This is a genomic window from Iodidimonas muriae, assembly GCF_014647255.1.
GTDB lineage: Bacteria > Pseudomonadota > Alphaproteobacteria > Sphingomonadales > Rhodothalassiaceae > Iodidimonas > Iodidimonas muriae.
Genome location: NZ_BMOV01000005.1, coordinates 166641 through 190253, shown reverse-complemented (window position 1 = coordinate 190253; position 23613 = coordinate 166641). Strand labels below are relative to the sequence as shown.

The following is a 23613-nucleotide window of genomic DNA, read 5'->3' as shown; positions in this document are numbered from 1 at the left end:
GCTCAATCGAACCTTTGTGCCTGTGCCAGCGCCCGTCGCACGGATAAAGCAATTTGCGTGGCGCTTTGCCGCCGATCGCCAAGGCCGTTCTCACCGCTTACATTAATAGTGATGGAAATCGGGCGATCGCTCCCGCCTCCTATGCCGGGGCGATTGGGCTGAATTTGTCCGGCCCCACGCGGCACGAACACTTCCGGCCCTTGTTCACCCACGATATAGGGTTGGCCGGGGGCAACAGGCCCACCTGTGGCCCGCCCCGGCAAGCCAAGCAAACCGCCCAATGCCTTTGAAAAAATCCCGCCGCCGCCCAATCCCCCGAATTGGGGGAAAAAAGCATCCAATGCTGCGGACGCAATATCCCCAAGAGCGGAAACGGCGACCGATTTCAGGCTGCCAAAAGAAAGTTCTCCACTTTGGGTAAAGCGCTGCAAGACCGATTCCAGTTCGGAAAACGTCCCGCGGGCCGATTGCCCGATGGCCTGCCCCAGTTCGGCAGCGCCGGTCAGGCTTTGGTCAAGGGCATCTTGCGGCAGTGCAGCCATGGCTTCAAAATCGCCCAAAGCCGCCTGGGCCTGTGCCATATCACTGCGAAACCGGCGTGAGTCCGCACGCAGGCTCACGACTAGCGCGTCCAGTTCAACTGTCATGAAATCTGTCTTTTTGTCAGTGGCGCGTGAAACCCGCGATCATTTGCAGCACGCGGCCGGTGAAAAACACAACGAGATATGTGATGATCCGGCTTTGATCGACACCATGAAAATCTGTCTCGATCATCCGGAAAACCTCAACCACCAGAAGAACGAAAGACACAAGCTGCATCCCCATCCCCCCGTAACGCAACCATTTGCGCCAAGGCTTGGGCGCAGCTGCGCCTTCATATTCAGACAGCCCAGCTTTTCGGGCTGCCACGCGTTCTCTCAAAGGTTTTCGTCTCGGATGATGCGCCATAGACCATTTATGGCGTTGCCGGGCCTTTATCGTCAACCGGGTGATCTGGAAAACGTCGCATCAGGGCTTCCAATTCATCCGGTTTCAAAGCCGCGCGCAGCTGCGACGCACCGGTTCCCATGGCCATTCTCATATCCGCAGGCGTTGCCGCCCAGAAAATGTCCGGCGACCAGCCCAGCCGCCGCATGGCCAGCCCCGCCAAAGACGGGAAGTCAATCGCCTGCATCGGGTTGACCCAGAATTCCTGCCAAAAGCGCCCGATAAGCCCGCAACGGCTCCAGCAATCCCGTAGCGACAATGCGGTCGCCAATGGCCTCGATGCTTGGCGTTGCTTCCCCGGCCCCGGCTTTATGGCAATGATGAAACACCACCGCCATATCCTGCACCTGCACATGGCCATCGCCTGCTTTTTGAACCAGGCTCAGGATCGGCGTGTGATTTTGCTCAATCCGCGACAGGGCCGCAAACGTCGGGCGTAAAAAAAACGCCTCCCCATCAAGGGCAAACACCACATCGCCACGCTCTTTCACCGGCCCGCTCATGGGGCCACCGAAAGATCGATCACGCCGGCACTTTCCAGCGACATGGTATAGGTCCGCGCCCCATCATGTTCGCCGGAATAATCCAGTGTCGTCACCTGAAAAGGCCCACTGAACAGATCGCCATTCTCGAACAAGATTTGAAAATTTGCGATTGATCCCGCCAAGGCCTGCGCCCGCAGTGCGGTTTCCGCCGCACTATTGGTAAAGATGCCAGAGCCGGAAACGGACAAACGGCGCACACCGGCCCCGCTCAAAAGAGAACGCCACCCGCCTGAGTCCTTATGGGTTATATCCACGGGTGTGCTGTTGATATTCAAGGACGTGGAGCGCATCCCCCCGATGGTCGAGAAAATTTCCGGATTTGCCCCATCGCCAAGTTTCACAAGAAACCCGCGCCCTTTTTCTGCTGTCATGGCCATCTCCATTCCATGGATCAAAGAGTTTGAATAAGTGCCGAAAAGCGCAGCTGTCCCTGCCGCACCCCATCGGGATCACGCAAAGTTTGCAAACTTTCAAAGCTGAACGCCGCCACATGGCCGCCTTCAATAGCCAAGGGCACAGACATTAACCGGTCATGTACCCTATCGGCCAAAGCAAGCAGGTGATGATCACCGGGCTTGTCCGAAAACACCCGTATAGTCAGCCGCCAACGCTTGCCGTTCAGCCCCTGCGCCGACCAATCGCTTGCCTGAAGCGGCCCTACCAACACAAAAGGCAAAGCCGTGCGATGGTGCGGCTCATCGAAGACACCGGAAATTTGCGCCATAAGCGCACTATCGCTTGTCAGATGATCAATGACGGCCCGTTGCAGGCTTAAAAATCCGGAAAGGCTCATGCGGTATCTCCTTTGCTCAGGGCGGTGCGCAGTCCTGTCACCACCTCATCAAAGGCCGGTTGCAAGAAAGGCTCCGCCGCCATCCGCGCTGTTCCCAGTTCCACAAACACCGCATGAGGCGCGCTGGCTTGAACCGAAAATCCGGTCTCAAGCGGCGCAACAGACAGGCTTTCCGCCAAAACGCTTGGTGTGACGCGACCTGCCTGCCTTTGTGTCAAAATCTGCGCACGGGCCAGATCGGCCAGATCATTGGCCGCCTCTTCAAGCTGTTTGCGCAAGGCTTGCTCGGCGCGGGAAACGGCTTTTTCCAACCCCCGTTCCACGGCCTCCTTGCCATCAAGGCGCATCTCGATCATGGAAGACGCTCCTCACAGCCAAGAGTTAAAAATGTCGTATCTGCCGCATGTGGGGCAATGGAGCGAATATCCAGCGCCCGCCCGCGCCATAAAACCCGGTCACCGGGGCGCATATCGGCCAAGGCCCGAATAATCAAACGATAGCGCACACGGTTATGCGGGCGATCCGCCGACAAAGGATCGTCCGCACCCAATGGCTCCACGGTCGCCCAAAGGCGGCCCAATCCCTCCCAACTCTCAACGGGGGCACCGGTTTCATCTGTCAGCCAATGCGGGCGTTGATGCTCCACTCTCTGGTCAAGCTGACCTGCATCCAATTCCCCGCTCATAAGCGCACCATCCGGTATGGGCCAAGCAGGCTGCGTACCGATTGCGCCAATATATGGCCCGTTCCGCCGCGCTGCTGATAAAGCGATGCAACCACCAACAAAATGGCGTGCCGGATGGGCGCGGGAATATCTTGTGCTGCGGGGCCATATCCAGCAGAGAAATCAATCTCGATGCCGCCATGTCTTTGGCCGGCTTTTGGAAAACCGCCCACAGATGTCGCCACAAGAAAGCCCGGCTCTGCACGGCTTTCCACGCGGTAAAGCAGTGGGTCCAGGATTTGGGTTTCGCCAGCCCTGTGGATCAAGCGTACCGCCTCCACCGACAATAGCGGCGGTTTGGGCAGGCACACCGGCCCATTTTCGGGCCATTGATCCCGCACCAACTGCCAGCGCTGCATGATCAGCGCCCGGCCAAGAAAGTCTTCCACAGTCCGCCGCGCCGCTTGCAAATAGCTTTGAAGAAGACTGTCCTCATCCATATGGTCGATCCGCAGATGGGCTTTGATTTCGGCCAGTTCCAGCGGTTCCACCGGCGGGGGTTGCAGCAGGGTGATCATAAGGCTTTCCTGTCCGTCTAGATAAATTCCGGTGCTGTATCAAAAACCGGCCTTGCACGAAAAAGGGCGGACGCATCCTCTGCCCCCGCCCCCTGTGCCTCAACCGGGCATCACGCCTATGATCAGGCCGCCGAGAATTTCAGCAATTTGATGGCGTCGGAATTCACGACACTGCCGCCAACCCGCCGAGTGGTGTAGAAATGCACGAATGGCTTGTTGGAATAAGGATCGCGCAACACCCGCGTTCCCATGCGGTCGGCAATCAGATAACCGCGCTGGAAATTGCCAAAAGCCACCGACAGGCTATCGGCCTCCACATCCGGCATATCTTCGGCTTCCACCACCGGGAACCCCAACAAAGTGCTGGCCTGCCCCTGCTGAAGGCCGGGCCGCCAAAGATAATCGCCATCGGCATCCTTGAACTTGCGGATCATATTCAAGGTGGCGGAATTCATCACAAACTGCGCCCCGGCCCGATAGCCCGCCTTCAGGCTATGCACCAGATCAAACAGATGGTCTGCCGGATCGCTGGCCGAAAAATCTCCCGCAACTCCTGTGCTCACATGCTGAATGGCGCCAAAAGCCCGCGTTGCATCATTGGCGGCGCTGGTCACACTGGCAAGAAATCCCTTCGGCTTGTTGATGCCATCGCCAGAAATGAACGCGGCCCCTTCTTTTTGCGCAAATTCCAAAGCCAATTCGCCAGCGAGCCAGCTTTCCACATCGAAAAAGGCATCATCCAGCATGGTTTGTGTGGCTGCCGGATTGGCAAAAATCTCGCCCATGGGCGGCGCGATTTCGGCAAAATCCGGGCTTGCGGTTTCGGCGCGGGCATCGCTTTCCCCAACCCAGCCGGAAGCGGGGCCGGTGGTGGCTACCAGCTTGCGGTAATTGGCCGACCCAATCTGCGTAACCGATGCAATAGAGCGGATAGGAGACAAGTCTTTCAAACGCTGCTCGATCAAATGATCGATTTCCATCGGCACCGCATAGCCCCCTTCCGACGGCGTTGCGATATTAAGGGATTTTTCTTCCAAACGCGCCACATCGCGCTCTAGCCCCTTGCGGACATAGCCATTCACAAAAGCGGATTTATGCGCGTCCACAACCCGGCCAGACCCCGTATCTCCCGATAAAGACGGACGGTTCGCCGCCACCGACACACCATCGATCTGCGCCTCAAGGCGTTTCATTTCCTCGCTCAAGCGGCCCAATTTTTCTTCAATCAGGTGATCCGCATAGCCTTTTGTCCGCCGTTCGATCTCTGCAGCATCATTATTGGCCTTAAAGGCCTCAAAGGTCTGCCCAAGCCGCTCAACAGCGGCTTTCACTTGCAGGGCGGTGGTTGACTGGCTCATAAAAGCGTTCCTTCATTGTTCAAATTTGCCTGTTCAAGGACAGCCGTCATTCGGTGAATGCTGTCCATCGCCTCAAGCCAGCCCGCATCATCTTCCCGATGGCCAAGCCCCTTGAAGCCATGCGCCGCAAGCGCTTTGGCTTCGCGGCGTGAAAACCCGCCTGCCTCTCGCAGAAAGGTTTCGAAATCCCGGATGGTTGTCTTGTTTCCCGCCTTAAAGGCATGGACCCGCGCCGCGGACTGCATGGGAAAGGTCACCAAAGACACCTCCCACAAATCCACCTGATCCAGCAGGCGCGCCCCGGTTTTCGCATCCTGACGCGCTTTGACGACACGATATCCTATAGAAAGCCCATCCAAAGCGCCCATCCGCATCAAGGCATGGGCTTCGCGCGCTTTTTCCACATCCATCAGCAAACGGCCCTTCACGAACAAGCCGCGCGAATCTTCATGAAGCGCCTCGATCACTCCCAAGGGCTGGGTGGGATCATGCTGCCATAACAGCTTGACCTGTGCTGCCGGACGCGCCTTCAAGGATGCTTCAAAAGCGCCCCGCTGCATGATGTCGTCGCCATCATCCAACAGATCAAAAACCGACGCATAGCCTTCAAACGCACCTTCTCCGTTTGCCGCCTTCACATTGAAAGCGGCATGCACCGTATTTTGCTCCATCGTGGATTTCCCGAATTCAGCCGGCAGGCGGCCAGAGTTTCAATTTCAGGGTCAGCCCTGCAACAATGGCAAGCATCAAACCCGTTATCACCCAGCGCACAATCGTGTGCCAGGCGGTGCGGCGCGCGACGCGCCAAGCCCCCAAAAGATCACGCAATTCGCGCACATCCCGAAGCGCTTGCTCGTCTTCCAACCCCACATGGCGCAATACCCGCATCGCTCCACGTTCGCTGGCTTCTTCCACCAATGCCCGCAAGGTGGGGCTGTTGGCCCCCTGCGCCTGGGCCTGTTCCACAAGCGCCGTGAGGATGGCCGGCTCAATTTGATCGGTCACAATGGCCACTTCCTTTGATCCGAAATATGCTGAATGATATGACGCTGAAAACGCTACAAGGCCCATTGATGCAGCTCTTCACCGGACAAAGCCCGGTAACAATCAGGAACAGAAAATCCCTAACCCCTGATCGTGCTGTCTGCCATGGCGGCAACGCTCATGGCTTCTTGACGTTTTGAGCGTTTGCCGGGGTCTTTGAGATATGGAAACGCCTCCAACAGCTTGTTGGCCTCTTTGTCGCGGCGGGACAGATGGCCCCCATCCAAAGAAGCGGAGCTCTTCCAAAGCTTTCTGCCATTCGCCCCGGGTCACGAACCCCCAAAATCTCGGCGTGCCGCCCTCTTTTGACGAAAGATGCAAATTCGGCCCATATTGCGTCGCCACGCTGGCGATGACCGTCTGTGCTGCAGGTGGCAAATCCTGAAAGCGAAGATAACGGCTATGACGGTTAAAATTCCGCGCCACCGCAAGGCCGCCTCCAACCGTCACACCGCTGTCATCAATCGTTTTACCGCCCTCGTCCAATATATAGGCTTGACGTAAAAACCCCTCCCTTTGGTCCAAAAAATCTTCATCAATATCCAAATTTTCTTTCTGAATCAGCTCGACCCTCCCTCAACCACAAAGCCCGATTGAATTCCTGATAATCGACAGAGGCATCGCCGCCGGGAATGCCCAAAAGCATCGGCGGCACCCCACAGGTCCGCGCACTCTTTTGGGCGATCGCCCACATCCGTTGCGGCTGGCGGTAAAAGCTTTCCGGTGACAATCAGGAACAGCATCGTGCCGGATTACGGCACGATCAGGAAAGCAGCCGCTCCCACCCGCGCCCACAGAGCTTCGCGCTCCCGCGCGAGCGCGGGGATAGCCTCGCCGCATTGTCCAGTAGCATTCTATAGATAGATGAAACTATGGACGCCATTGCGCGCAGGTTGTATTCTTACCGGCCATATCTCCTGTCACTAATTCATCCAGTCGGAATTGGAGCCAAAGTCAAAATGACACGGCACGCGCTTCCCCTGCTCCTTACCGCCTGTATCTTGTCGTTCATCCCGGCAACGGGTCGAGCCGGGGATTGCACAATCCACACACTCTCGGAATGCCGCAACACCAATCGACTCATGTGGGATCCAGCCTTCCGTGAAGCGAGGGAGGCATTCATCGGAGACCGGCCCGCAGGGTGGCTCTATGAAAACGGAACCATGTTGGGGCAAGTCAATACCGTCCTTGGTGGACCTCCCGATGAGCCGGTCTATTTCTCAGATAATCTCGTCCGCTTTTCCGCCTGCCGCCCACACTCCTGCGATGAGAAGGGCGCGGTCGTCCTCACCACCGATGGTGAGATCGTCGCTATCGGGGTGCTTCATTTCGATGTTTCCCGTAGTTACACAGACGACCCGATGCTGACGATCCTGACCAGAAAAAGAGATGACCGCTTTCAGGAAGCCGCCGATCATCTGATCGCATGGTATGAGATGGTCACGACCGACTATAATAACTGGCAGAAAGAGAGCTATGGCCTGTCCGACACATCGGACGAGCTCAGAAAGACAAGTGACCCTGAAATCATCCTATTAGCGGGCACGCCGGACTCTCAGCCTTGAACGATCATGGCACCTTAGCGGCGCTCATGGTTTTTTACGGTCCGGGAGTTTGCCGGGATCGTTGAGATTGGGAAATGCCTCAAGCAGTTTTTGAGCTTCTTTATTACGACGAGGCCCGAACCCGTCCCCAAAATCGCGCAATTCCTCCAGCGCGCTTTGCCAGTCCCCTTGGGTGACAAACCCCCAGAATTTTGGCGCCTTGTTATTTCCCTTTGGTCCAAAATTTGGACCATATTGCAAGGATACGCTGGCAATCACCGTCTGAGCCTCGGACGCCAGATCGAAGAAGCGCTGTGTGCTTTCCCGATCATAAGCCGCCACCAATCTCACGAAAATACCATCATGCACCTTATTTGTCAGATCGCGCGCTTCTTCCACGGATAAATACAAGGGCTGCTCTCGCAGCACGCGCTGGGCCACCTCCCGTCTTTTGCCAAGATAAGGCGTCAAACGCTCTAATATCTGCTCATCCACCCCCAAGGCCGCAAGGCCGGCGCGAGTTTGCTGCCCCAAATCCACACCTGCACCGATAGTCACGCCGCTCTGGTCGATAGGCTCGCCATTTTTATCAATGGGAATGTTGCCATCGGCGCGCAAACCGCCTTCCCTGGCTTCAATAAATTTCCGATCACCCTGAAATTCCGCAAGCCGACCATCAACACGGGAAACCTCCCCCACTTCGCCCTCCCCCTCGTCCACATAGTCCACAAAGCAGCGGCAATTTGCCGTCTGCTCGAAGGAGCCAGCGGGGTCCGATGGCAGCAACAACTGCTCGCCATGCACATCAAAACGCGCATCGATGCCCACCTCGACACCGTCCATCGCCGCATGGCTGGAACGCACATCGCCATCCTTGCGGGTGCGCCAGATTTTGTGGGGCTTGCCGTCCGCCTTCGCCGCCTCAAAATCCCGCTTCAGATCCGCAAAGCGCGCCGCACGGGTTGCAACCACCGCCTGTCCCTTCATCTGGCGACCAATGCTGGCCTGGCCGCCAAAATCAAAAGGGCGCGGATCCTCCCCCCGGTCCACCGACAGCGCATCGCCTCCCGCAACCGGCTCCAGACCCACCGCCGCGCGCTGCTCATTCACGGTCAGGAAGGCCGCCGCCCCCACACGCGCCCACAGGGCTTCACGTTCAACGGCCAAAGCAGGCAGCGCATCGCGGTCCGCCACCAGCCGCACCGCATCCCCTTCTTTCGACAAAAAGCGCGATAGGCCCAACAACACCCGATCCACCAAAGGCAGCAGGGTCAACCGCCACAAGGCCCGATTGGCTTCCTGATAATTGGCATAGGTATTGTCGCCGGGAATGCCCAGCAGCATCGGCGGCACCCCGAAGGCCAGCGCAATCTCGCGGGCCGCCACATTCTTGGTGTTGATGAAATCCATATCCGCCGGCGAAAAGGCCATCTGCTGCCATTTCAAGCCGCCTTCCAGCAAAAGAGGCCGGCCGGCATTGGCGGCCCCTTGGAACTGCGCCTCCATCTCGGACTTGAGACGGCTCACCTGCTCGTCTGTCAAATTGCCCGGAACACCGTCCCCCGGCTCAAACACCAAAGCCCCCGAAGGCCGCGCCGCATTGTCCAAAAGAGCCTTGTTCCAGCTTGATGCCGCATTGTGCACATCCATAGACTTTGCCGCCGCCTCCAGCGCCGACAGGCCATAATGATCATCCGCGGGATGAAAATTCTTCAGATGCAGGATAGGCGAACGGCCACTGGGCTGATGCACCTTGAAGCGATGCACATGGCCACCCAACCGATAGTCATAGGCTTCGGGCCACCCACGCGCACCGGGAACCACCGTCATCCGTTCCGGGCGCAAGGCATAAAGCTCTGCCACACGCCCCGAAGAAGCCTCCACGCGCTCGATATAGGCATTGCCCGCCAGCAACAACCAGGCATAAACCTGCTCTAAAAAGCTGGCACCATCCTGCATGGGATTGGGAGAAGCCAGCACATCAAGCAAAGGATGCGCAGCCACACGATGATCGGCGCGCATCACATGGATCGGCACAGAGGCCGCACATTCCGCCACCAACCGCACCGCACGATTGGCCACCACATTGTCGCGAAAGCCATTTTGCACCAAAGCCTGATAGCTGCGAGCGCTCCAATTGGCGCTCCCCATAGACAAAAGCGCTGCCCCCGGATACCGCCCCTTCGCATAGCCCAGGCCGGAAACGGCGCTTTCCTTTTGCTCACCGCCCAGCCTGTGCCGCATTCTGCTGATAAATGACATGAGATTCCCGTTTGTTGACGACCGCCCTTGGCAAGGCTGCGGTCCTTGGTTAGTGTCGCCCATCCAAGAGAGTGAGAGACGAAGTCATGAACACGCCCCGCAAAAACCGGCTCAGCGCCGCATCCCTGACACTGGTCGCCGCCTTTCTGCTGTCCGGCACGGCCTTTGCCGCACCGGATTGCGGGGATCCTCCCCTGAACGAACCGGCCATTCCCCAAGCGAGCAAAGCCACCCGCGAGTCCATGCTGGCCGGTGTGAATGCCGTAAAAGCATATAGTGGTGCTGTGGATACATGGCTTACCTGCAAGGATCGCCGCAGCGTCGAGGTGTTTCAGTGGATGTCCGAAGAACAACGCACCCGCTGGGAAGAAGACCTCAACAAAGTGCATGAACGCCGGGTCGAGGTGCAGCGCCAGATGAATGAAGCCATCCGCGAATTCAATAAAGTAAACACCGACAGCAACAGCTAAGCCCCAACGCCACGTCTTTTTATAAACGGCGCAAATGCGGTGAAGACGGACGGCCCAGCGCCAATTCCGTCACCGCCCAGACCATGGCATCCAGCCGGTCCGGGCTGTGCTGGCCGGTGCTGCCCGTATAGCTGCACATTTCATCCTCCAACGCATCGAACCGCCCCACATGCCGTACCAATCCCCGCTCATAAAGGGCGGCCACCGGCTCTGCGCGGGCGATTTTCCCCCGGCTGGCCCTTACCGCGCGATAGCTCAAATCCGGGGCGGCCTGGCGCAACACCGCCTCCACCATATCGCCGCCATTATTGGCCTCGCCCAATACCCGGTCAGCGTCAAAGGCTGCATAGCGCTCGGCCACCCGTGCCGCCCATTTATAAGGCCGCAACCCCTGACAACTGGCATCATCCAGAAGATACACGATCCCGGCGTCATCAATCCCCGCCACCACGATGCCGCACGCATCGGCATTTTCTCCATGGCTGGCGGGTGGGTCCACCGCGACAACAATGCGATGAAGACCCGGTGCTTTTTGTACGCGGGAGGCTTCGATCAGATCTCTGGTCCATAAAGCGCCTGCAATTTCATCGATCAGCCGCCCGTCCAGCTCTTGCGCCCCCAAGCGGGTTCCCGAATAGAGCCGCTCCACTTCTTTCAGGAATTGCGGCGCCAAATGCGCCTTATTGTCCAGCGTCGATCCACTCACTGTCACGGTGGACGGCTCTGCCATCAATCGCTTCAGCCAACCGACAGGACGCGGCGTGGTTGTGGCCACAACGCGCGGATTGGCCCCCAAACGCAAGCCCAGCACAAGATTGGACCACGCCCGCTCACCTTCATGCCATTTGGCAATTTCATCGGCCCAGGCCGCATGATGCTGCGGGCCGCGCAACTGATCGGGGTCATTGGCGGAATAAAGATAAGCCACTGCCCCATTGGGCCAAACCAGCCTGCGCCGCGATGGCTCGAATACCGGCCTATGGCTTGGCGGGCTGCAGGCTAAAATGCCACTTTCCCCATCCACCATCACATCCCGAATATCCGCAAAACTATCCCCCACCAGCGCCAGGCGCGCCGGTGCGCCAGAGCCTGCGGTCAAGGGCGTGGGGCCTTCCACCAGCAAGCGCACCCATTCCGCGCCCATCCGGGTTTTTCCAAAGCCGCGCCCAGCCAAAACCAGCCAACAAAACCAATCGCCTGGCGGGGCAAGCTGATTGGGGCGCGCCCAGAACGACCAATCATAGATCAACGCCTGCGCCTCTTCATGGCTCAAACCCGCAACCCACCGCGCCACGGACTGAGAGCTTAAATGACCAACAGTGCGTTCGGCCCGGCTTTTCATGCTCGGCGCAGCACTCACTCTTTCGCCCCCTCATTCACGGTTCCATCGTCGGATGCCTGCTCGCCTTCATCTCCCGTCCCAAGCCGCGCCAACAAAGATTCCAATCGCCCATGGGCCGTTTCGCCCGGCTCGTCAGACCCGTCCGGCGATGCGGCCTTGCTATCAGAGGCAAAAACATGCGGACGACGGCTTTTCAGAAGAAACATGCCCAAGCTATCGGAATAGTTCACTACGGAACCGCAGGGCTTTCCCGCATAAAACACCGGCTTTTCAACACCTTCCACCGCGCGGCGGCGCAATTCACATTCCAGATCATCCAGCGCCTCTTCCAAGGCATGATCCCAGTCCTCACGGAACTCCGCATTTTTGGCGCGCAACCGGTATATCTCGCTTCGGGAAAGACCGGCCGCGCGGGCCGAGGCACTGACATTGGCGCTTGCACGTAACGCATCGAGAAAAACCCGTCGCCTGCGTGTCGAAAGACCCTTTGCCGCCATCTTTGCCTTCCCATTTGAAAGTCACAAAAAAACGGCCGCCGATGGTCGGCAGCCGTTTGGTTCGCCCAAATGTTGAGCATGAAGAAGACCCTATCAGAGAGCGTGACGATTGTCAATCAAAAATAACCAAATTGGAACATTTTGGCTATTTTTTGCAGCCATCCGCTCCCTTCATATCACGATTCTCCATGCCATAATGAGCCGCCAAGCGATCCAGCGCGATCCCAAGCACCAACTTTCCGGATCTGGCAGGCCACCCCAACACTTTCTCCGCCTCTTCCAATCCTTCCAAATGACAACAGACCCGGATCAGCACATCCGAAAGCCCGCTCCCCACAGCCTCCATTGCAGCCCTTACACGCCGCCGGGCATCAAGCTGCATATCACTGACAAATTGCCCATCAGCGGGGCCTTTTCGCTGCCGCGATGCGGGCACCGCATCAAGCCTAGAAGTAATCCGCGCCCCCATGGAGGCGCGCTCGAAATCCTCTCGCAACCGCTCCCCCGCATCAAATTGGCATTGAGAAAGCATAGGGCGGCCATCCCGCCCCCGCCGGCGCACCAACCACCCCAAAGGCGATTCCGCCCCGTTCACCCGCACCCGCCCGCGGGTGCCATCAGGCAAAATCCTGTCATCGGTCGCAAGCTGCATATGCTGGGAACGATAAGGATCAATGCCAAGATCTTCATCACCCCCTTGACGCCTTCCCTTTGCTTTACCCCTTGGTCCAGCCTGCGCCGCGGAAGACACGCCAGACCCTGCATGCAACTTAGAAGACATATGGCGGCGGACAAAACTACGTCCCGCCTCTGTGGCCTTCACGCCCCCTTCCACCTTTTCAATAAAATCCAGTCGCAGCAACCGCGCCACCACAGCCAACGGCACCGGACGGCGCTCAAGCAAAAGACTGCCATCGGACAAAAATCGCACCGAAGAGTGCTCACAAATGCCTTTCAGAACCGCCAAGCTGAAACCTGACAAGTTCAGGTCCAAAGCCCCATCACGTTGCTTCGATCCCGTCGATGCTTTTCGTAATTCTGCCATAAACGCTTTCTCCAAAATGTTCCAATCTGGTTATATCATAATGTGCCGTTCCGGTAAATATCGTTTGCCAAATTCTCGTACTGGGTTATAAATGGCCAAGGAAAGACTGAAAAAATCAACCGGAGTTCGCCATGCTTCATGCGCGCCTGAGAGAGATCCGCAAGTCCAAGGGGCTGACGCTTCAAGATGTGGCCGACCGGGTCAAACCCAATGGAACCACGGCCCAAACCATCGGACGGCTGGAAACCGGCGTGCGCACGCTTACGATTGATTGGATTGATAAAATCGCCGATGCCTTGGATGTGGAACCGGCAGACCTGTTCGCCTTTCCCCATGCGGGCGATATTTTGATCGATGGCGCGGTTACCGCCTCCGGCTCGGTTCTCGATCAGGAAGAAGGGCTTTTGCCCCTGCGCCCCACCATGAAAAACCCCGTTGCCGTGCGCTTTTTAGAAAATATGGGGCAATATCGCAGCGGCGATGTGGTGGTCTGTGAACAGCTGACACAAGAAACCCTGCACAGGGCAGCAGGCTGCGACTGCCTTGTGAAGGACGAAACGGGCCGCCGCCATTTCGGCAAATTATTTCCCACCCGCGAAGCCGATACCATCATGCTCGCCCCGATCACCGCCAGCGGCAGTATCAAGGCATCGCTAAAGGTGGATATGGTGGCACCGGCCATCGCCCTGATGCGCTCGCTTTCGCATTAATCGCGCCCATAACCGATTGTCTGCCCGGCTCACCCCGCCGATGCCGGTGGGGCATGGCGCGGCCCGCGTTGACATCCCGTGCCCCACCGCAAACAGTGGACGGAAGAAGAGCGCTTTTGGGAGGATAATGCCATGCTCAAACACCGCGAGATTTATGACTCCGATCATGACATGTTCCGCGACAGCGTGCGAACCTTCTTCGCCCGCCACATGCACCCCCATAAAGAACAATGGCGCAAAGACGGTATCATCCCGCGCGAATTCTGGACCAAGGCAGGCGAGGCAGGCCTTTTGTGCCCCTCGATCCCGGAAGAATATGGCGGTGCGGGCGGCGATTTCCGCTTTAACGCCATCGTCGATGAAGAGCTGGGCTATGGCGGCACCGCGGCAGGCTTCTCAGTTCATTCCGATATCTGCGCCTCTTATCTGTTGCACTATGGGTCCGAGGAGATGAAAAAAACCTGGCTGCCCAAAATGGCAAGTGGTGAAGCAGTGGCTGCCATCGCCATGACAGAGCCGGGCACCGGGTCCGATCTACAAGGCATCAAGACCACCGCCAAACGCGACGGCAATCATTATGTGATCAATGGCCAAAAGACTTTCATTTCCAACGGACAACACGCCGACATCATCATTGTTGTGGCGAAAACAGATCCGGATGCAGGCGCAAAAGGCACCAGCCTCATTCTTGTGGAGGCGGATAGGGAAGGAGTCTCACGCGGCCGCAATCTGGAAAAAATGGGCCAGAAAGCCGCCGACACGTCGGAACTGTTCTTCGACTCTGTGCGGGTGCCCATTACAAACTGCATTGGCGACGAAGGCATGGGCTTTGTCTATCTGATGCAGGAATTGCCGCAAGAACGGCTCGTCATTGCCGTTGCCGCTGCAGCCGCCGCCCAACATGCCTTCGATATAACGGTGGACTATGTAAAAGGCCGCAAAGCCTTTGGCCGTCCTATCGCCAGCTTTCAAAACACCCGCTTCAAACTGGCAGAGATGAAAACCGAAATTGAAGTGGGCTGGGCCTTTGTGGACCAATGCACAAGACGGCATCTGGAAGGCAAGCTGGATGCGCAAGGCGGGGCTATGGCAAAGCTATGGCTATCGGAAATGCAAGGCCGCGTGGTGGATCAATGCGTCCAGCTTCATGGCGGCTATGGCTATATGATGGAATATGATATCGCCCAACATTATGTGGATGCCCGTGTTCAGCGCATTTACGGCGGCACCTCTGAAATCATGAAAGAACTGATTTCCAGATTTATCTAGACAGCCTTGCCAGAAACAGGCCAATTCAATCGACACTAAGCGTCCGTTCCGACGATAAGGACATTTGCTGCACGTATCTGAGCGGCGTCAGAAATCCGGCTCTTGCCAGAATTCATAGCCGGATTGACCCATAATAGCCGTAGCGCTCAAGGCGCCACTCATGAACAAAACGAAGGGAGGCGGCAAATAACATAGTCGCCTTCTGAAAGATAAGGACAAAAGTGTTTTTAAAAAACAATAGAAAGTACTTATCTTGTCAGAGGACAATTATATCACCCCGCCTTCGCCTTCAGCACATCATAAGCGGTGCGCACCCCATGAAACAGGCGCGCAGCTTCTTTATCGCCGGGGTTTCGATCAGGGTGATATTGCTTGGCAAGGCTTCGAAATCGCGCCTTGATCTCTGCCCCGCTGGCCGTTGGCTCCAGATCAAGCGCATCATAAGCATCGCGTTCCGCGCGGGTCAGGCCATCGGCATCGGTGGCGCCGCCCCAGCTAAACGCATTGCTTTGACGAAATCCTGTGGCGGCTTCTGCCTCGGCTTCCTTGCGCATGAAATCGCGCACCGCCTCTTCATTCATTCCCGCAAAGAAATTCCAGTTCCGGTTATAATCGGCGGCATGGCGTTCGCAAAAATACCAACGCTCGTTATTATGTGGCGATTTCGGAGCCGGATGCTCCCCCGCCTCATTACAGTCGTGAAAATCGCACATGCGCACATGCACTGCATCGGTATCGCGGCCATAGCCACCCCAACGGGGAAATCCGAAATCGCTGCCAGCTCGTCTGGGTTTCATTGAACTCTCAATACAAAAGGGTGCCCGTATTGTGGCCACAGATGAACGGGAAAACAAGGGTGCGCACGCACCAAAAGGCCGTCAAAAGGCATCAGCCGCGGCCAATCCGGCTTCAGAAAGCAAGGTTTTCAAGCGCCCAATGGCCTCGTCGCGCTGCGGGCCTTTTGGCTTTGAAAGAATGGGCGCAAGAAAATCCGGATCGGCCATATAGCGGCGGATATCAGCTTCAGCCAATTGATGCGCCTCCCCTTCGGTGAAATGACCGTCAACGATCATCCGCAAAAGCCGACAGGCCTTGTCAAAGGGTGCCCCCTGAGAGTGCGCCACCCTTTTCAAAACCCCGCTATCGGCCATCAACCGCACACAAAGGCTATCCAACTGCCCTGTCAGCTTTGATTTGTGCAAGGCTTGCATATTCGAAGCGAGCAGGCGTTTTTGCAATCGGACCAAGAGTTTCATGCGGCCTGCATAGCCCGCCCCCAAAGGCTCCAGCCAAAAGGCTTCATTGGCCCCGTCATGGATCAAGGGCGACATATAATTGGCAATCAAACGCCGATTGGCATCTCCCAGACAATACTGTTCCAAAGCGATCAAGCGCTGCAATTTATCGGCCGGATTACGCCCCTCGACGATATATTCCCCAAGGGTTTGCGGGTTCAACAACCGCCGCATCCGTCCTTCCAGAAGATCGACCAATGGCCTGTCGGGCAGATCCACATCCAAAAGATCGCCAATACCGCTTCCCAAACGGGCCAGAGCCGCAAATTCTTTTTGCAAATCATCTCCGGTCAGGCGCTGGCTCACCGTTAATTCATGGCGAATATGACCAACCAGCATATGGCGCGTGGCCGGTAACAATCGGGCCCGCAAAAACGCATCCAGCATAGACACAGCCGTAGACGAAGCCGCATCGCCCAACATGCCGCGGCTAAGTGCTGCCACATGCTCCAGCAGTGTCACAAGATCTTCATCGGGTATCAAATGACGCAACAGGCGACGATGGGTCAGTTGTTCCGATAAAAACAAATCCAGACTTTTCAAAACCCACTGCGGATGATCCAGACGGATCAAGCTGATCAATCGCTCCACCTTGGCCACACCATCCGGATATTGGCGCAAATCCACCGCCAAGGCACAGGCCAGCAGGAAGGATCTGTTTTTAGCCTCTGCAAGGGTTTCGATCACATCCACAAAGCGCAGATTGCCAATCACCGGAAGGCCATTGGCATGCACCTGTCGCAATTCGGTGGCGGCTTTATCGATCAAGGCGAAATTGCCGCGCATCCGTTCTGTTACCGACTCTCCGGTTTGGCGCACCTGGGCAATGGCCAGCCGTTGAACCGCGCTAAGCAAATTGGACCCGGCCCCTTGCAGCCGATTATAAAGATCGGGATCATGAAGCAGCTCGACCGGTGTGCTGTGCCAGCTTTCCAAAACAGGCGCCAAAAGCCGGGCAATTACCCGCCTGCTTTCGGCGCTGTAAAGATCGGCAGGCTTTCGGCAAAACACCGCGAGTTCATCATCATCATATTTCGATGGTTTCGACTTGCGGCCGAAGAACAGAACTTCCAACGAATTGAACTCGCTGCTGTCCCGATCAAACCGTTCCCGCAGCACACGGACAGCCCGATAATTGCCGCTGCGAAATACTTTTTCGGCTTCGGCTGCCGCTTCCTTCTGATCGTCGAAAACTTCCAATACCGTCCAGCGTGAACCGGTCTGGCCATGCAGTTCATAATGGGTATTCTGACCGCGCCGTGTGGGCCACATAGCCTTAACGTGCCCCGCCGCTGCGCCAGCGTTCGATCACGGTCCGCACGAACGACACATCTTCACTGCCATCCGCCCAGTTTTCCGAAAAAGCCGGATCGGCGCTGGAGGGGCGCAGATTATCGGCCAAATAATCCAGCCGGACCCGCATGGGCACCGCCACCCCTTCACCACATAAAATACATTCCCGATTGCGCAGCGATGAAATGGAATTCAGGAACGTTTCGCTGCCTTCAGGCATGGCGCTGGCGACAAAAGCCGCATCCCGTTCATTGTTCATGCGCATGGAAAGGATGGTACCGCATTGGGACAAAACCGATTCCGATACATCCGATGGCCTTTGCGACACCAGCCCCAAAGACACCCCGTATTTCCGGCCTTCCTTGGCGATCCGTTCGATCACGCGGCGGGCGGAATCGAAGCGCGGTTTTTGGGTGCGCGGCACATAGCGATGGGCCTCTTCACACACCAGAAGCAAGGGGCGCGCGCTGGCCCCTTTGCGCGACCAAAGAGCGAAATCGAACACCATGCGGCACAATAACGACACCACCACATCAACGATATCCGACGGCACACCCGAAAGGTCCAGCGTCGAAACCGGCCGCCCATCGGACGGCATCCGCAAAAGCCGCGCCACGATATCGGGGAAGGTGTCGTTGATCAGCATGCCGGAAAACATGAAGCCAAAGCGTTCATCGCTCCGCAATTCTTCGATCTTATGCTTCAATCGCAAAAACGGCAGCAGCGTTTCGGGCTTTTCCAACCGCCCCATCTGGGTATCCAGATCGCTTAACAGATCCGTCATCTTGTAAGGAACGGGCGTATCCACCGTGATCCGCGATGTGGCATGCCGGGCGCTTTTCTTGCGCGCCGCCAACAAGGATCGCTTCAAAATATCCACTTCCACTTCGCGGCTGGCTTCGCGCTGGCCAATGAACACTTCGATATGTTCTTCAAAATTCATCAGCCAATAAGGCAAGGACAGCGTGGTAGGATCATAATGCACCCCAATATCGCTAAAGGCGGCGGCATATTCATTATGGGGATCAAGAATCAAAATATGCGCCTGGGGAAGCTGCTCCACAATGCGGTGGATCATCAAGGCCAGTGCGCTGGACTTCCCCGTCCCTGTGCTGCCCAGAACAGCGAAATGTTTGGACAGCAGATTATCGGGATGGATCACAGCGGGAACATCACCGGGATAAACGGTGCCGATACGCACGGAAAGCCCTTCACTGGGGGCAAACAGCAAGTCCATCTCGTCATTATCAAGGGGATAGACATGATCCCCCGGCAACGGATAGCTGGAAACGCCTCGATTGATGGGACCGCCATCCCGCGTGGTTTCCCCGACGAAATCCACATGCAACACAACGCCTTGGGCACTCTCATCAATGCCGTGAATGGATCCGAACACCCAACATCCCGGCGCAATGGCGATCTTTAACAATCCGCCGATATTGCCAAGTGCCGATGGGTCCACCCCCTGCTCCAAAAGGATTTCCACCTTCGATGCGTTGACGGCGCGCACACGGCCCAACCCCACCGAAGGGGCCTGCCCCGCATCTGCCCCTCCCTCTCGGGAAGAAGCAAGAGAGTCATCATTGTAATATTCGGTCATAAGACTCCGCGGTCCCCACAAGGCATTATCAAAGGATATGCCCCAATTCCTAAGGCATTAACTTTAATATTTCCTTGCTCAAAGGGGCGCTGAAAGCCTTTTCAACGGCGGATAAGCCCTTGGGACAACAGCCAGTCATGGCTCTCCTTTAACGAGAGAGACAGTGCGGTTTCACGATAGCCCAACACGTCTTTTGCCCGTCTGGATGACGCCCGTTCATCATGGCACACAAAATAGGCCGCTTCCGGCGTGATATCCGGCTCCCGCCCCGTGATCCGTGCCTTGATATCATGCAGCCGCGCCACCCCCTTCATGGCAAAAGCCGGAATGGCGCGCATTGGCTCTGGCTTTCCCAACAGCCGGGCAATTTCTTTTGCCACCGTTAAAAAGGAGGCATGGGGCCCCCCCAATATATAATTCTGTCCCGACACGCCTTCCGTACTGGCGCAAACCATTGCCCGCGCCACTTCTCCGGCATTGGCAAAACAACCACCACCGGGTGGCACGCCGGGCAGTGCATCTTTATCCATCAGCAAAAACAGCCGCGCCCAGCCGGTTGTATCATAGCGCCCCAGAATATGGGTGGGATTGACAATCACCGCATCCAGTCCGCCAGCCACCGCCTCGCGCACGGCATCTTCTGCCAGCGCCTTGCTTTTCACATAGCCAACCCAGCTTTGCCGCCCTGTTTGCACGCTGTCTTCGTTCACAATACCGGAATGATGGCCCCATACGGAAATGCTGGAAACATGCACCAAGCGCCCGACCCCGGATTTCCGGGCAGCCGCAATCACCGCTTTGGTGCCGCCCAAATTCACCATCATTTGCCGTTCTCGGTGGCCGCGCCACGGGCTGGTATCGGCCGCAACATGAAACACCGCATCCTTGGCACCCGCCATGCCGCTGGCCAGATGGTCGCTATCGGATAAATCGCCGCGAAAGGGCTGAACGCCCAATTCCCCCCAAAAATCGGGCGGCGTTTGTGACCGGTGCAATGCCGTTACCGCCCATCCTTCATTCACCAAATGCGTCATCAGGGTACGCCCCAAAAATCCGGTGCCACCCGTTACAAATGCGTGCTTCATGCCAAACCTTTCATACGACTCGCGCATAAACTAGGCCGTAAATCTACAAATGGCGACGCCCATAACCATAGGGTTTTTGTTTTTTGGAAAGGGATCATGAAAAGGGAAGGATGCTGCCTGAAAGGCAAAAGAGCCATCGCCCTTGATAAATTGACGGCGAAGGCATCATTCATAAGACCAGCGGATAATTATGATCCGGTCCTGCCAAAGGCAATCAGCTTAATCGCTTGTGGGGGCGGGATGCTCCAGCACCCCAAGATCGGCTCTATCAGCATCATCTGATCGATCGGATGCGCTTTCCAGAGCATAGGCCATCCGCCGCCGTTCCCGATCATCTTGCGCTTCATGCAATGTACGCGGCTGGCGTTTCAGATAAGGACTTGCCATGATTTGTTCCCAGAATAACACCCTGCCGAAATCGCAAATAGTGTCGGCGTAATTCTTTAAGGAATCGTAAAATATTCAAAAATGATCGGGGCTCAGGAAAATACATTCCTTAGAAAAACAAAGATCGTTACGCAAAAGCAATATTTCGGTTTTAACGAAAACGCGTTTTCTATCCGCGCCCTAATTCGCAGAAATAGCGGTGCGATCAAGGGGGCGCACACTGACCACGATGGGATCGCCCTTGGCCCCATAAACGATTTCGGCCAAAAAGCGCGACCGACAATTGCCATCCAAAGCTTGCGGATCAAGCCCGGCCAACAAGCGGCGCTGCCCCTGGCTCAGCCTTAAATCCGGCACCATCAGATTTGGGGTCAAAACCACCGTCTCTTCTATCGTTTTTGCCGTGACCCAGCCCCGCGCAAGGGCCGTATTCGGCTGGCCGCCATAAACCGAATTCAGACGCGCCTTCTCCCGATCCGCGTCCCGCACCACAAGGGACGGATGGATCGCCGCATCAGCGCCTCTATGGGCCGCCACCGCCGGGCCATCGCTTTCCACAACCACCGTAGCCTTTACCGGATATGCGGTTTCAAGCCGGGAGGAATTTTTAGAAAAGCCGAAAGCCACCAAGCGCTCTGCTTGCGGGCGCGGCTCCCCTTTGGGGAAATAATAGGGGGCGGCCTCAAGTTTAATGGCGGCCCCATCGCCTTTCAACATGGCCAAAAGCCCGCCATTGGGGCCCGTGGTCAGGCGACATTCCTCTATGCTCAGCCGTCCTTGATCGGCCCCCAAGCGGTTAAGCATTGCCGACATCAACGGCGCGCCCATGCCCACAAGATAAAACAACGTTCCCAAAAGAAAGGCCCAGAAAGCTGCGGAAAAGCGGGAAAAAATCTGCCTCATGCCGCGCTCCCCAAAGATTTGCGCGCATCCATCCGGCGCACAAGCCCCCAAAGCCATAAGAAGCCCGCAAACAAGAACAGCCCCCCAAGCGCCACCAGCACATCAGGCAAACTATCCGCGAACCAATCATAAAACCGACTGGCCACAAACAAGCCCAGCATAATCAGGGCCCCATAAAGCACCTCGCGCCAGCCCTTCCACAGCCCCGCGATAAAGGCCGCCATCAGCAAAAACACCGCAAGGCCCTGATAGCCCACGGCCACCACAGACGGTGCATAACCAAGCACGCTATGCCCTTTGAATCCCAAAAGGATCAGCCCACCGCCCGCCAATAGCACACCGGCCAATCGCCAAGCCGGCCGCATGGCGGCAAACGATCCCAGAAAAAACAGCCCATTGGAAAACAGGCCCACAACAAACAAAGCAAGGCCCGCCAGAAAAATCCCGTCCATGCGCCCCGACAGGGCCATCCACATACGGCCATCCAGCAAGGACATGATCGCCGCCAAAAAGCCTCCCGCGAAAACCAATCCCGGCACCGCCAAAGCCCGGCTGTTGTACCGATGGCCAAAGGCCACGGCAAATCCAGAAGCAAAAAGCCCGAACTTCAATCCCAAAGGCTGGTTGAACTGCCGTGTCAGAACCACCATTCCGCCAGCAAAGGCAAGGGCGGCAAGCCCGGCCATCATGGCGGTGAAATACGGGCTACGGCCACCGGCATATAACCCTTCCGCCAAGGCCACAAAGCCAATGGGAACAGCAAAAGCCACCAAGGCCCGCGCCCAATTGCCCATATCCGGCCACAGATAATCCAGCGCGGCAAATCCCAGCAGCACAAGGGCCACAATCCCGGCCGTTGCGGCCATGCGCATTCCCCAATGCACCGGCTCAGACGCCTGATCCGCCGATAGATCATGCGCACCGCTTAAATCTGCCAGAACCTCGTCATGATAGGCGCGGATTTTCTGGCGATCCGCTTTGGACAAGCCAAGAAGGCCCAAATCCTCCAGCCTTTGTTGCTCATCCCGAAAACCGGCAATGGCATCTAGGCGACGGGCGGCCTTATCGCGGGTCATCGCCATGCCGTGCGCTCCCTCATGGCGTCACTCCAGCAAATCATCGAAATCAGCTTCTTTACGCTGCAAGGCAGCCTGTGCGCCCTTCATCAGATCTTCGCTGATCAAAACGCCGGAATTCCACGCCGCCACATAGTCCAGCCCATCGGCAATGCTGTGATCGCGTGCATGATTAAGCACCTGCTTGATGCCGGAAATAGCCAGCGGGCTTTTCCGCGCCACAATCGCCGCCATATCCAGCGCTTTGGCGATAACATCATCCCGATCGGCCCCAATGCCGTTCACAAAACCGAAATGCCGAGCTTCCTCCACCTCGAAGCGCCGCCCGGTATAGGCCAGTTCGCGCACAATGCCATGGGGCAGCAAATGGCCGATCCGTTGCAAGGTGCCCACATCGGCCACCATACCGATATTGATTTCCTGCACGGTGAAATAGCTGCCCTTTGCCGCCAAGCGCATGTCACATGCGGTTACCAGATCCACACCGGCTCCAAGACAACCCCCATGCACCGCCGCGATGGATGGTTTCCGGCAACGATCAAGGCTGGTGAAGCAATCCTGCATACGCAAAATGGTGCGCCGCAGCTTTTCCCGCACCCGGCCTGCATCCTGTTTAGGATCGGGCATCAGGCTGTGCATCATGGTCAGGTCGATCCCGGCGGTAAAGTGCTTGCCCTGCCCTGAAATCACAATGGCACGCACAGCGGGGTCCGCATCCAGTTCATCAATGGCTTGGGGAAATTCCCGCCAGAAAGCCTCGCCCATGGCATTGGCTTTTTCCGGACGGCACATAAAAAGATGCGCCACCCCCTTTTCGATATGGATTTGCACTGTCTCATAAGCCATGGGAGACCCTTTCATATGGC

Annotated in this window: 29 protein-coding genes and 1 pseudogene; 4 read left to right on the top strand and 26 right to left on the bottom strand. The window is 56.9% G+C overall.

The annotated features are described in order from the left end of the window. Positions 1-2: 2 nt before the first annotated feature. The 13 genes from IEX96_RS08805 to IEX96_RS14320 all read right to left on the bottom strand — a co-directional run bounded on the left by IEX96_RS08805 (position 3) and on the right by IEX96_RS14320 (position 6395). Entirely contained in the window at positions 3-647 is a 645-nt protein-coding gene (locus tag IEX96_RS08805) for a tail tape measure protein (RefSeq protein WP_150005987.1), read from the bottom strand. A gap of 16 nt (positions 648-663) precedes the next feature. Beyond that, the gene (locus IEX96_RS08800; RefSeq protein ID WP_149999645.1) at positions 664-909 is read right to left on the bottom strand and encodes a hypothetical protein; all 246 of its coding nucleotides are present in this window, start codon (positions 907-909) and stop codon (positions 664-666) included. A gap of 46 nt (positions 910-955) precedes the next feature. Next, complete coding sequence (locus tag IEX96_RS08795) at positions 956-1174, bottom strand: phage tail assembly chaperone (RefSeq protein WP_188873791.1); 219 nt, start codon at positions 1172-1174, stop codon at positions 956-958. Beyond that, complete coding sequence (locus tag IEX96_RS08790; RefSeq protein ID WP_150005985.1) at positions 1161-1490, bottom strand: GTA-gp10 family protein; 330 nt, start codon at positions 1488-1490, stop codon at positions 1161-1163. Before IEX96_RS08790 ends, IEX96_RS08795 begins: the two co-directional genes overlap by 14 nt. Further along, positions 1487-1903: a phage major tail protein, TP901-1 family gene (locus IEX96_RS08785; protein WP_150005984.1), complete on the bottom strand. Its 417-nt coding sequence runs from the start codon at positions 1901-1903 to the stop codon at positions 1487-1489. Before IEX96_RS08785 ends, IEX96_RS08790 begins: the two co-directional genes overlap by 4 nt. Positions 1904-1923: 20 nt before the next feature. Continuing rightward, complete coding sequence (locus IEX96_RS08780) at positions 1924-2325, bottom strand: DUF3168 domain-containing protein (RefSeq protein WP_150005983.1); 402 nt, start codon at positions 2323-2325, stop codon at positions 1924-1926. Continuing rightward, positions 2322-2681 (bottom strand): HK97-gp10 family putative phage morphogenesis protein, encoded by a 360-nt coding sequence (locus IEX96_RS08775; protein WP_150005982.1) that lies wholly within the window; start codon positions 2679-2681, stop codon positions 2322-2324. Before IEX96_RS08775 ends, IEX96_RS08780 begins: the two co-directional genes overlap by 4 nt. Beyond that, a complete protein-coding gene (locus IEX96_RS08770; protein ID WP_150005981.1) occupies positions 2678-3010 on the bottom strand; it encodes a phage head closure protein in 333 nt (110 codons plus the stop codon). Before IEX96_RS08770 ends, IEX96_RS08775 begins: the two co-directional genes overlap by 4 nt. Beyond that, positions 3007-3567: a head-tail connector protein gene (locus IEX96_RS08765; RefSeq protein ID WP_150005980.1), complete on the bottom strand. Its 561-nt coding sequence runs from the start codon at positions 3565-3567 to the stop codon at positions 3007-3009. Before IEX96_RS08765 ends, IEX96_RS08770 begins: the two co-directional genes overlap by 4 nt. Positions 3568-3689: 122 nt before the next feature. Next, a complete protein-coding gene (locus IEX96_RS08760) occupies positions 3690-4925 on the bottom strand; it encodes a phage major capsid protein (protein ID WP_150005979.1) in 1236 nt (411 codons plus the stop codon). Further along, positions 4922-5596, bottom strand: coding sequence for an HK97 family phage prohead protease (locus tag IEX96_RS08755; RefSeq protein WP_150005978.1), 675 nt, complete (start codon positions 5594-5596; stop codon positions 4922-4924). Before IEX96_RS08755 ends, IEX96_RS08760 begins: the two co-directional genes overlap by 4 nt. Positions 5597-5612: 16 nt before the next feature. Continuing rightward, positions 5613-5930, bottom strand: coding sequence for a DUF6127 family protein (locus IEX96_RS08750; RefSeq protein ID WP_229773628.1), 318 nt, complete (start codon positions 5928-5930; stop codon positions 5613-5615). 102 nt (positions 5931-6032) lie between these two features. Further along, positions 6033-6395, bottom strand: coding sequence for a pesticin C-terminus-like muramidase (locus IEX96_RS14320; RefSeq protein WP_373293763.1), 363 nt, complete (start codon positions 6393-6395; stop codon positions 6033-6035). Positions 6396-6841: 446 nt separating this feature from the next. Here IEX96_RS14320 and IEX96_RS08740 point away from each other — a divergent pair, with 446 nt between their 5' ends. Next, on the top strand, positions 6842-7534 hold the full coding sequence (locus tag IEX96_RS08740; protein ID WP_150005976.1) for a hypothetical protein: 693 nt from the start codon (positions 6842-6844) through the stop codon (positions 7532-7534). Positions 7535-7558: 24 nt separating this feature from the next. Here the strand turns inward: IEX96_RS08740 and IEX96_RS14315 are convergent, their stop codons facing one another. Further along, complete coding sequence (locus tag IEX96_RS14315) at positions 7559-8356, bottom strand: pesticin C-terminus-like muramidase (RefSeq protein ID WP_373293762.1); 798 nt, start codon at positions 8354-8356, stop codon at positions 7559-7561. Positions 8357-8575: 219 nt separating this feature from the next. Further along, positions 8576-9775, bottom strand: a pseudogene (locus IEX96_RS14310) (phage portal protein); the annotation flags it as partial. A gap of 86 nt (positions 9776-9861) precedes the next feature. Here IEX96_RS14310 and IEX96_RS08730 point away from each other — a divergent pair. Continuing rightward, entirely contained in the window at positions 9862-10245 is a 384-nt protein-coding gene (locus tag IEX96_RS08730) for a hypothetical protein (RefSeq protein ID WP_150005973.1), read from the top strand. Between the two features lie 19 nt (positions 10246-10264). Here IEX96_RS08730 and IEX96_RS08725 read toward each other — a convergent pair whose 3' ends face one another. The 3 genes from IEX96_RS08725 to IEX96_RS08715 form a co-directional block, all read right to left on the bottom strand. Further along, on the bottom strand, positions 10265-11605 hold the full coding sequence (locus IEX96_RS08725; RefSeq protein WP_229773627.1) for a DNA-packaging protein: 1341 nt from the start codon (positions 11603-11605) through the stop codon (positions 10265-10267). Continuing rightward, positions 11602-12084 carry a hypothetical protein gene (locus IEX96_RS08720; protein WP_150005972.1) on the bottom strand — a complete coding sequence of 161 codons (483 nt, stop codon included), beginning with the start codon at positions 12082-12084 and terminating at the stop codon, positions 11602-11604. Before IEX96_RS08720 ends, IEX96_RS08725 begins: the two co-directional genes overlap by 4 nt. 145 nt (positions 12085-12229) lie before the next feature. Then, positions 12230-13129, bottom strand: a complete 900-nt coding sequence (locus IEX96_RS08715; RefSeq protein WP_150005971.1) for a DUF6456 domain-containing protein — start codon at positions 13127-13129, stop codon at positions 12230-12232. A gap of 131 nt (positions 13130-13260) precedes the next feature. On the opposite strand from IEX96_RS08715, the gene IEX96_RS08710 reads away from it, so the two are divergent. Both IEX96_RS08710 and IEX96_RS08705 read left to right on the top strand, forming a co-directional pair. Continuing rightward, complete coding sequence (locus tag IEX96_RS08710) at positions 13261-13839, top strand: helix-turn-helix domain-containing protein (protein WP_150005970.1); 579 nt, start codon at positions 13261-13263, stop codon at positions 13837-13839. Between the two features lie 132 nt (positions 13840-13971). Next, the gene (locus IEX96_RS08705) at positions 13972-15108 is read left to right on the top strand and encodes an acyl-CoA dehydrogenase family protein (protein ID WP_150006033.1); all 1137 of its coding nucleotides are present in this window, start codon (positions 13972-13974) and stop codon (positions 15106-15108) included. 272 nt (positions 15109-15380) lie between these two features. Here IEX96_RS08705 and IEX96_RS08700 read toward each other — a convergent pair whose 3' ends face one another. The 8 genes from IEX96_RS08700 to IEX96_RS08665 form a co-directional block, all read right to left on the bottom strand. Further along, on the bottom strand, positions 15381-15905 hold the full coding sequence (locus tag IEX96_RS08700) for a J domain-containing protein (RefSeq protein ID WP_149999626.1): 525 nt from the start codon (positions 15903-15905) through the stop codon (positions 15381-15383). Positions 15906-15986: 81 nt separating this feature from the next. Continuing rightward, complete coding sequence (locus tag IEX96_RS08695; RefSeq protein ID WP_150005969.1) at positions 15987-17675, bottom strand: hypothetical protein; 1689 nt, start codon at positions 17673-17675, stop codon at positions 15987-15989. 4 nt (positions 17676-17679) lie between these two features. Then, the gene (locus IEX96_RS08690) at positions 17680-19296 is read right to left on the bottom strand and encodes an ATP-binding protein (RefSeq protein WP_150005968.1); all 1617 of its coding nucleotides are present in this window, start codon (positions 19294-19296) and stop codon (positions 17680-17682) included. A gap of 101 nt (positions 19297-19397) precedes the next feature. Then, positions 19398-20381 (bottom strand): NAD-dependent epimerase/dehydratase family protein, encoded by a 984-nt coding sequence (locus tag IEX96_RS08685; RefSeq protein WP_188873788.1) that lies wholly within the window; start codon positions 20379-20381, stop codon positions 19398-19400. A gap of 219 nt (positions 20382-20600) precedes the next feature. Further along, the gene (locus IEX96_RS08680) at positions 20601-20768 is read right to left on the bottom strand and encodes a hypothetical protein (protein WP_188873787.1); all 168 of its coding nucleotides are present in this window, start codon (positions 20766-20768) and stop codon (positions 20601-20603) included. Positions 20769-20948: 180 nt separating this feature from the next. Next, complete coding sequence (locus tag IEX96_RS08675) at positions 20949-21671, bottom strand: hypothetical protein (protein WP_150005964.1); 723 nt, start codon at positions 21669-21671, stop codon at positions 20949-20951. Then, entirely contained in the window at positions 21668-22753 is a 1086-nt protein-coding gene (locus IEX96_RS08670) for a hypothetical protein (protein ID WP_150005963.1), read from the bottom strand. Before IEX96_RS08670 ends, IEX96_RS08675 begins: the two co-directional genes overlap by 4 nt. Positions 22754-22774: 21 nt before the next feature. Beyond that, positions 22775-23593: a crotonase/enoyl-CoA hydratase family protein gene (locus IEX96_RS08665; RefSeq protein WP_150005962.1), complete on the bottom strand. Its 819-nt coding sequence runs from the start codon at positions 23591-23593 to the stop codon at positions 22775-22777. Positions 23594-23613: the final 20 nt, after the last annotated feature.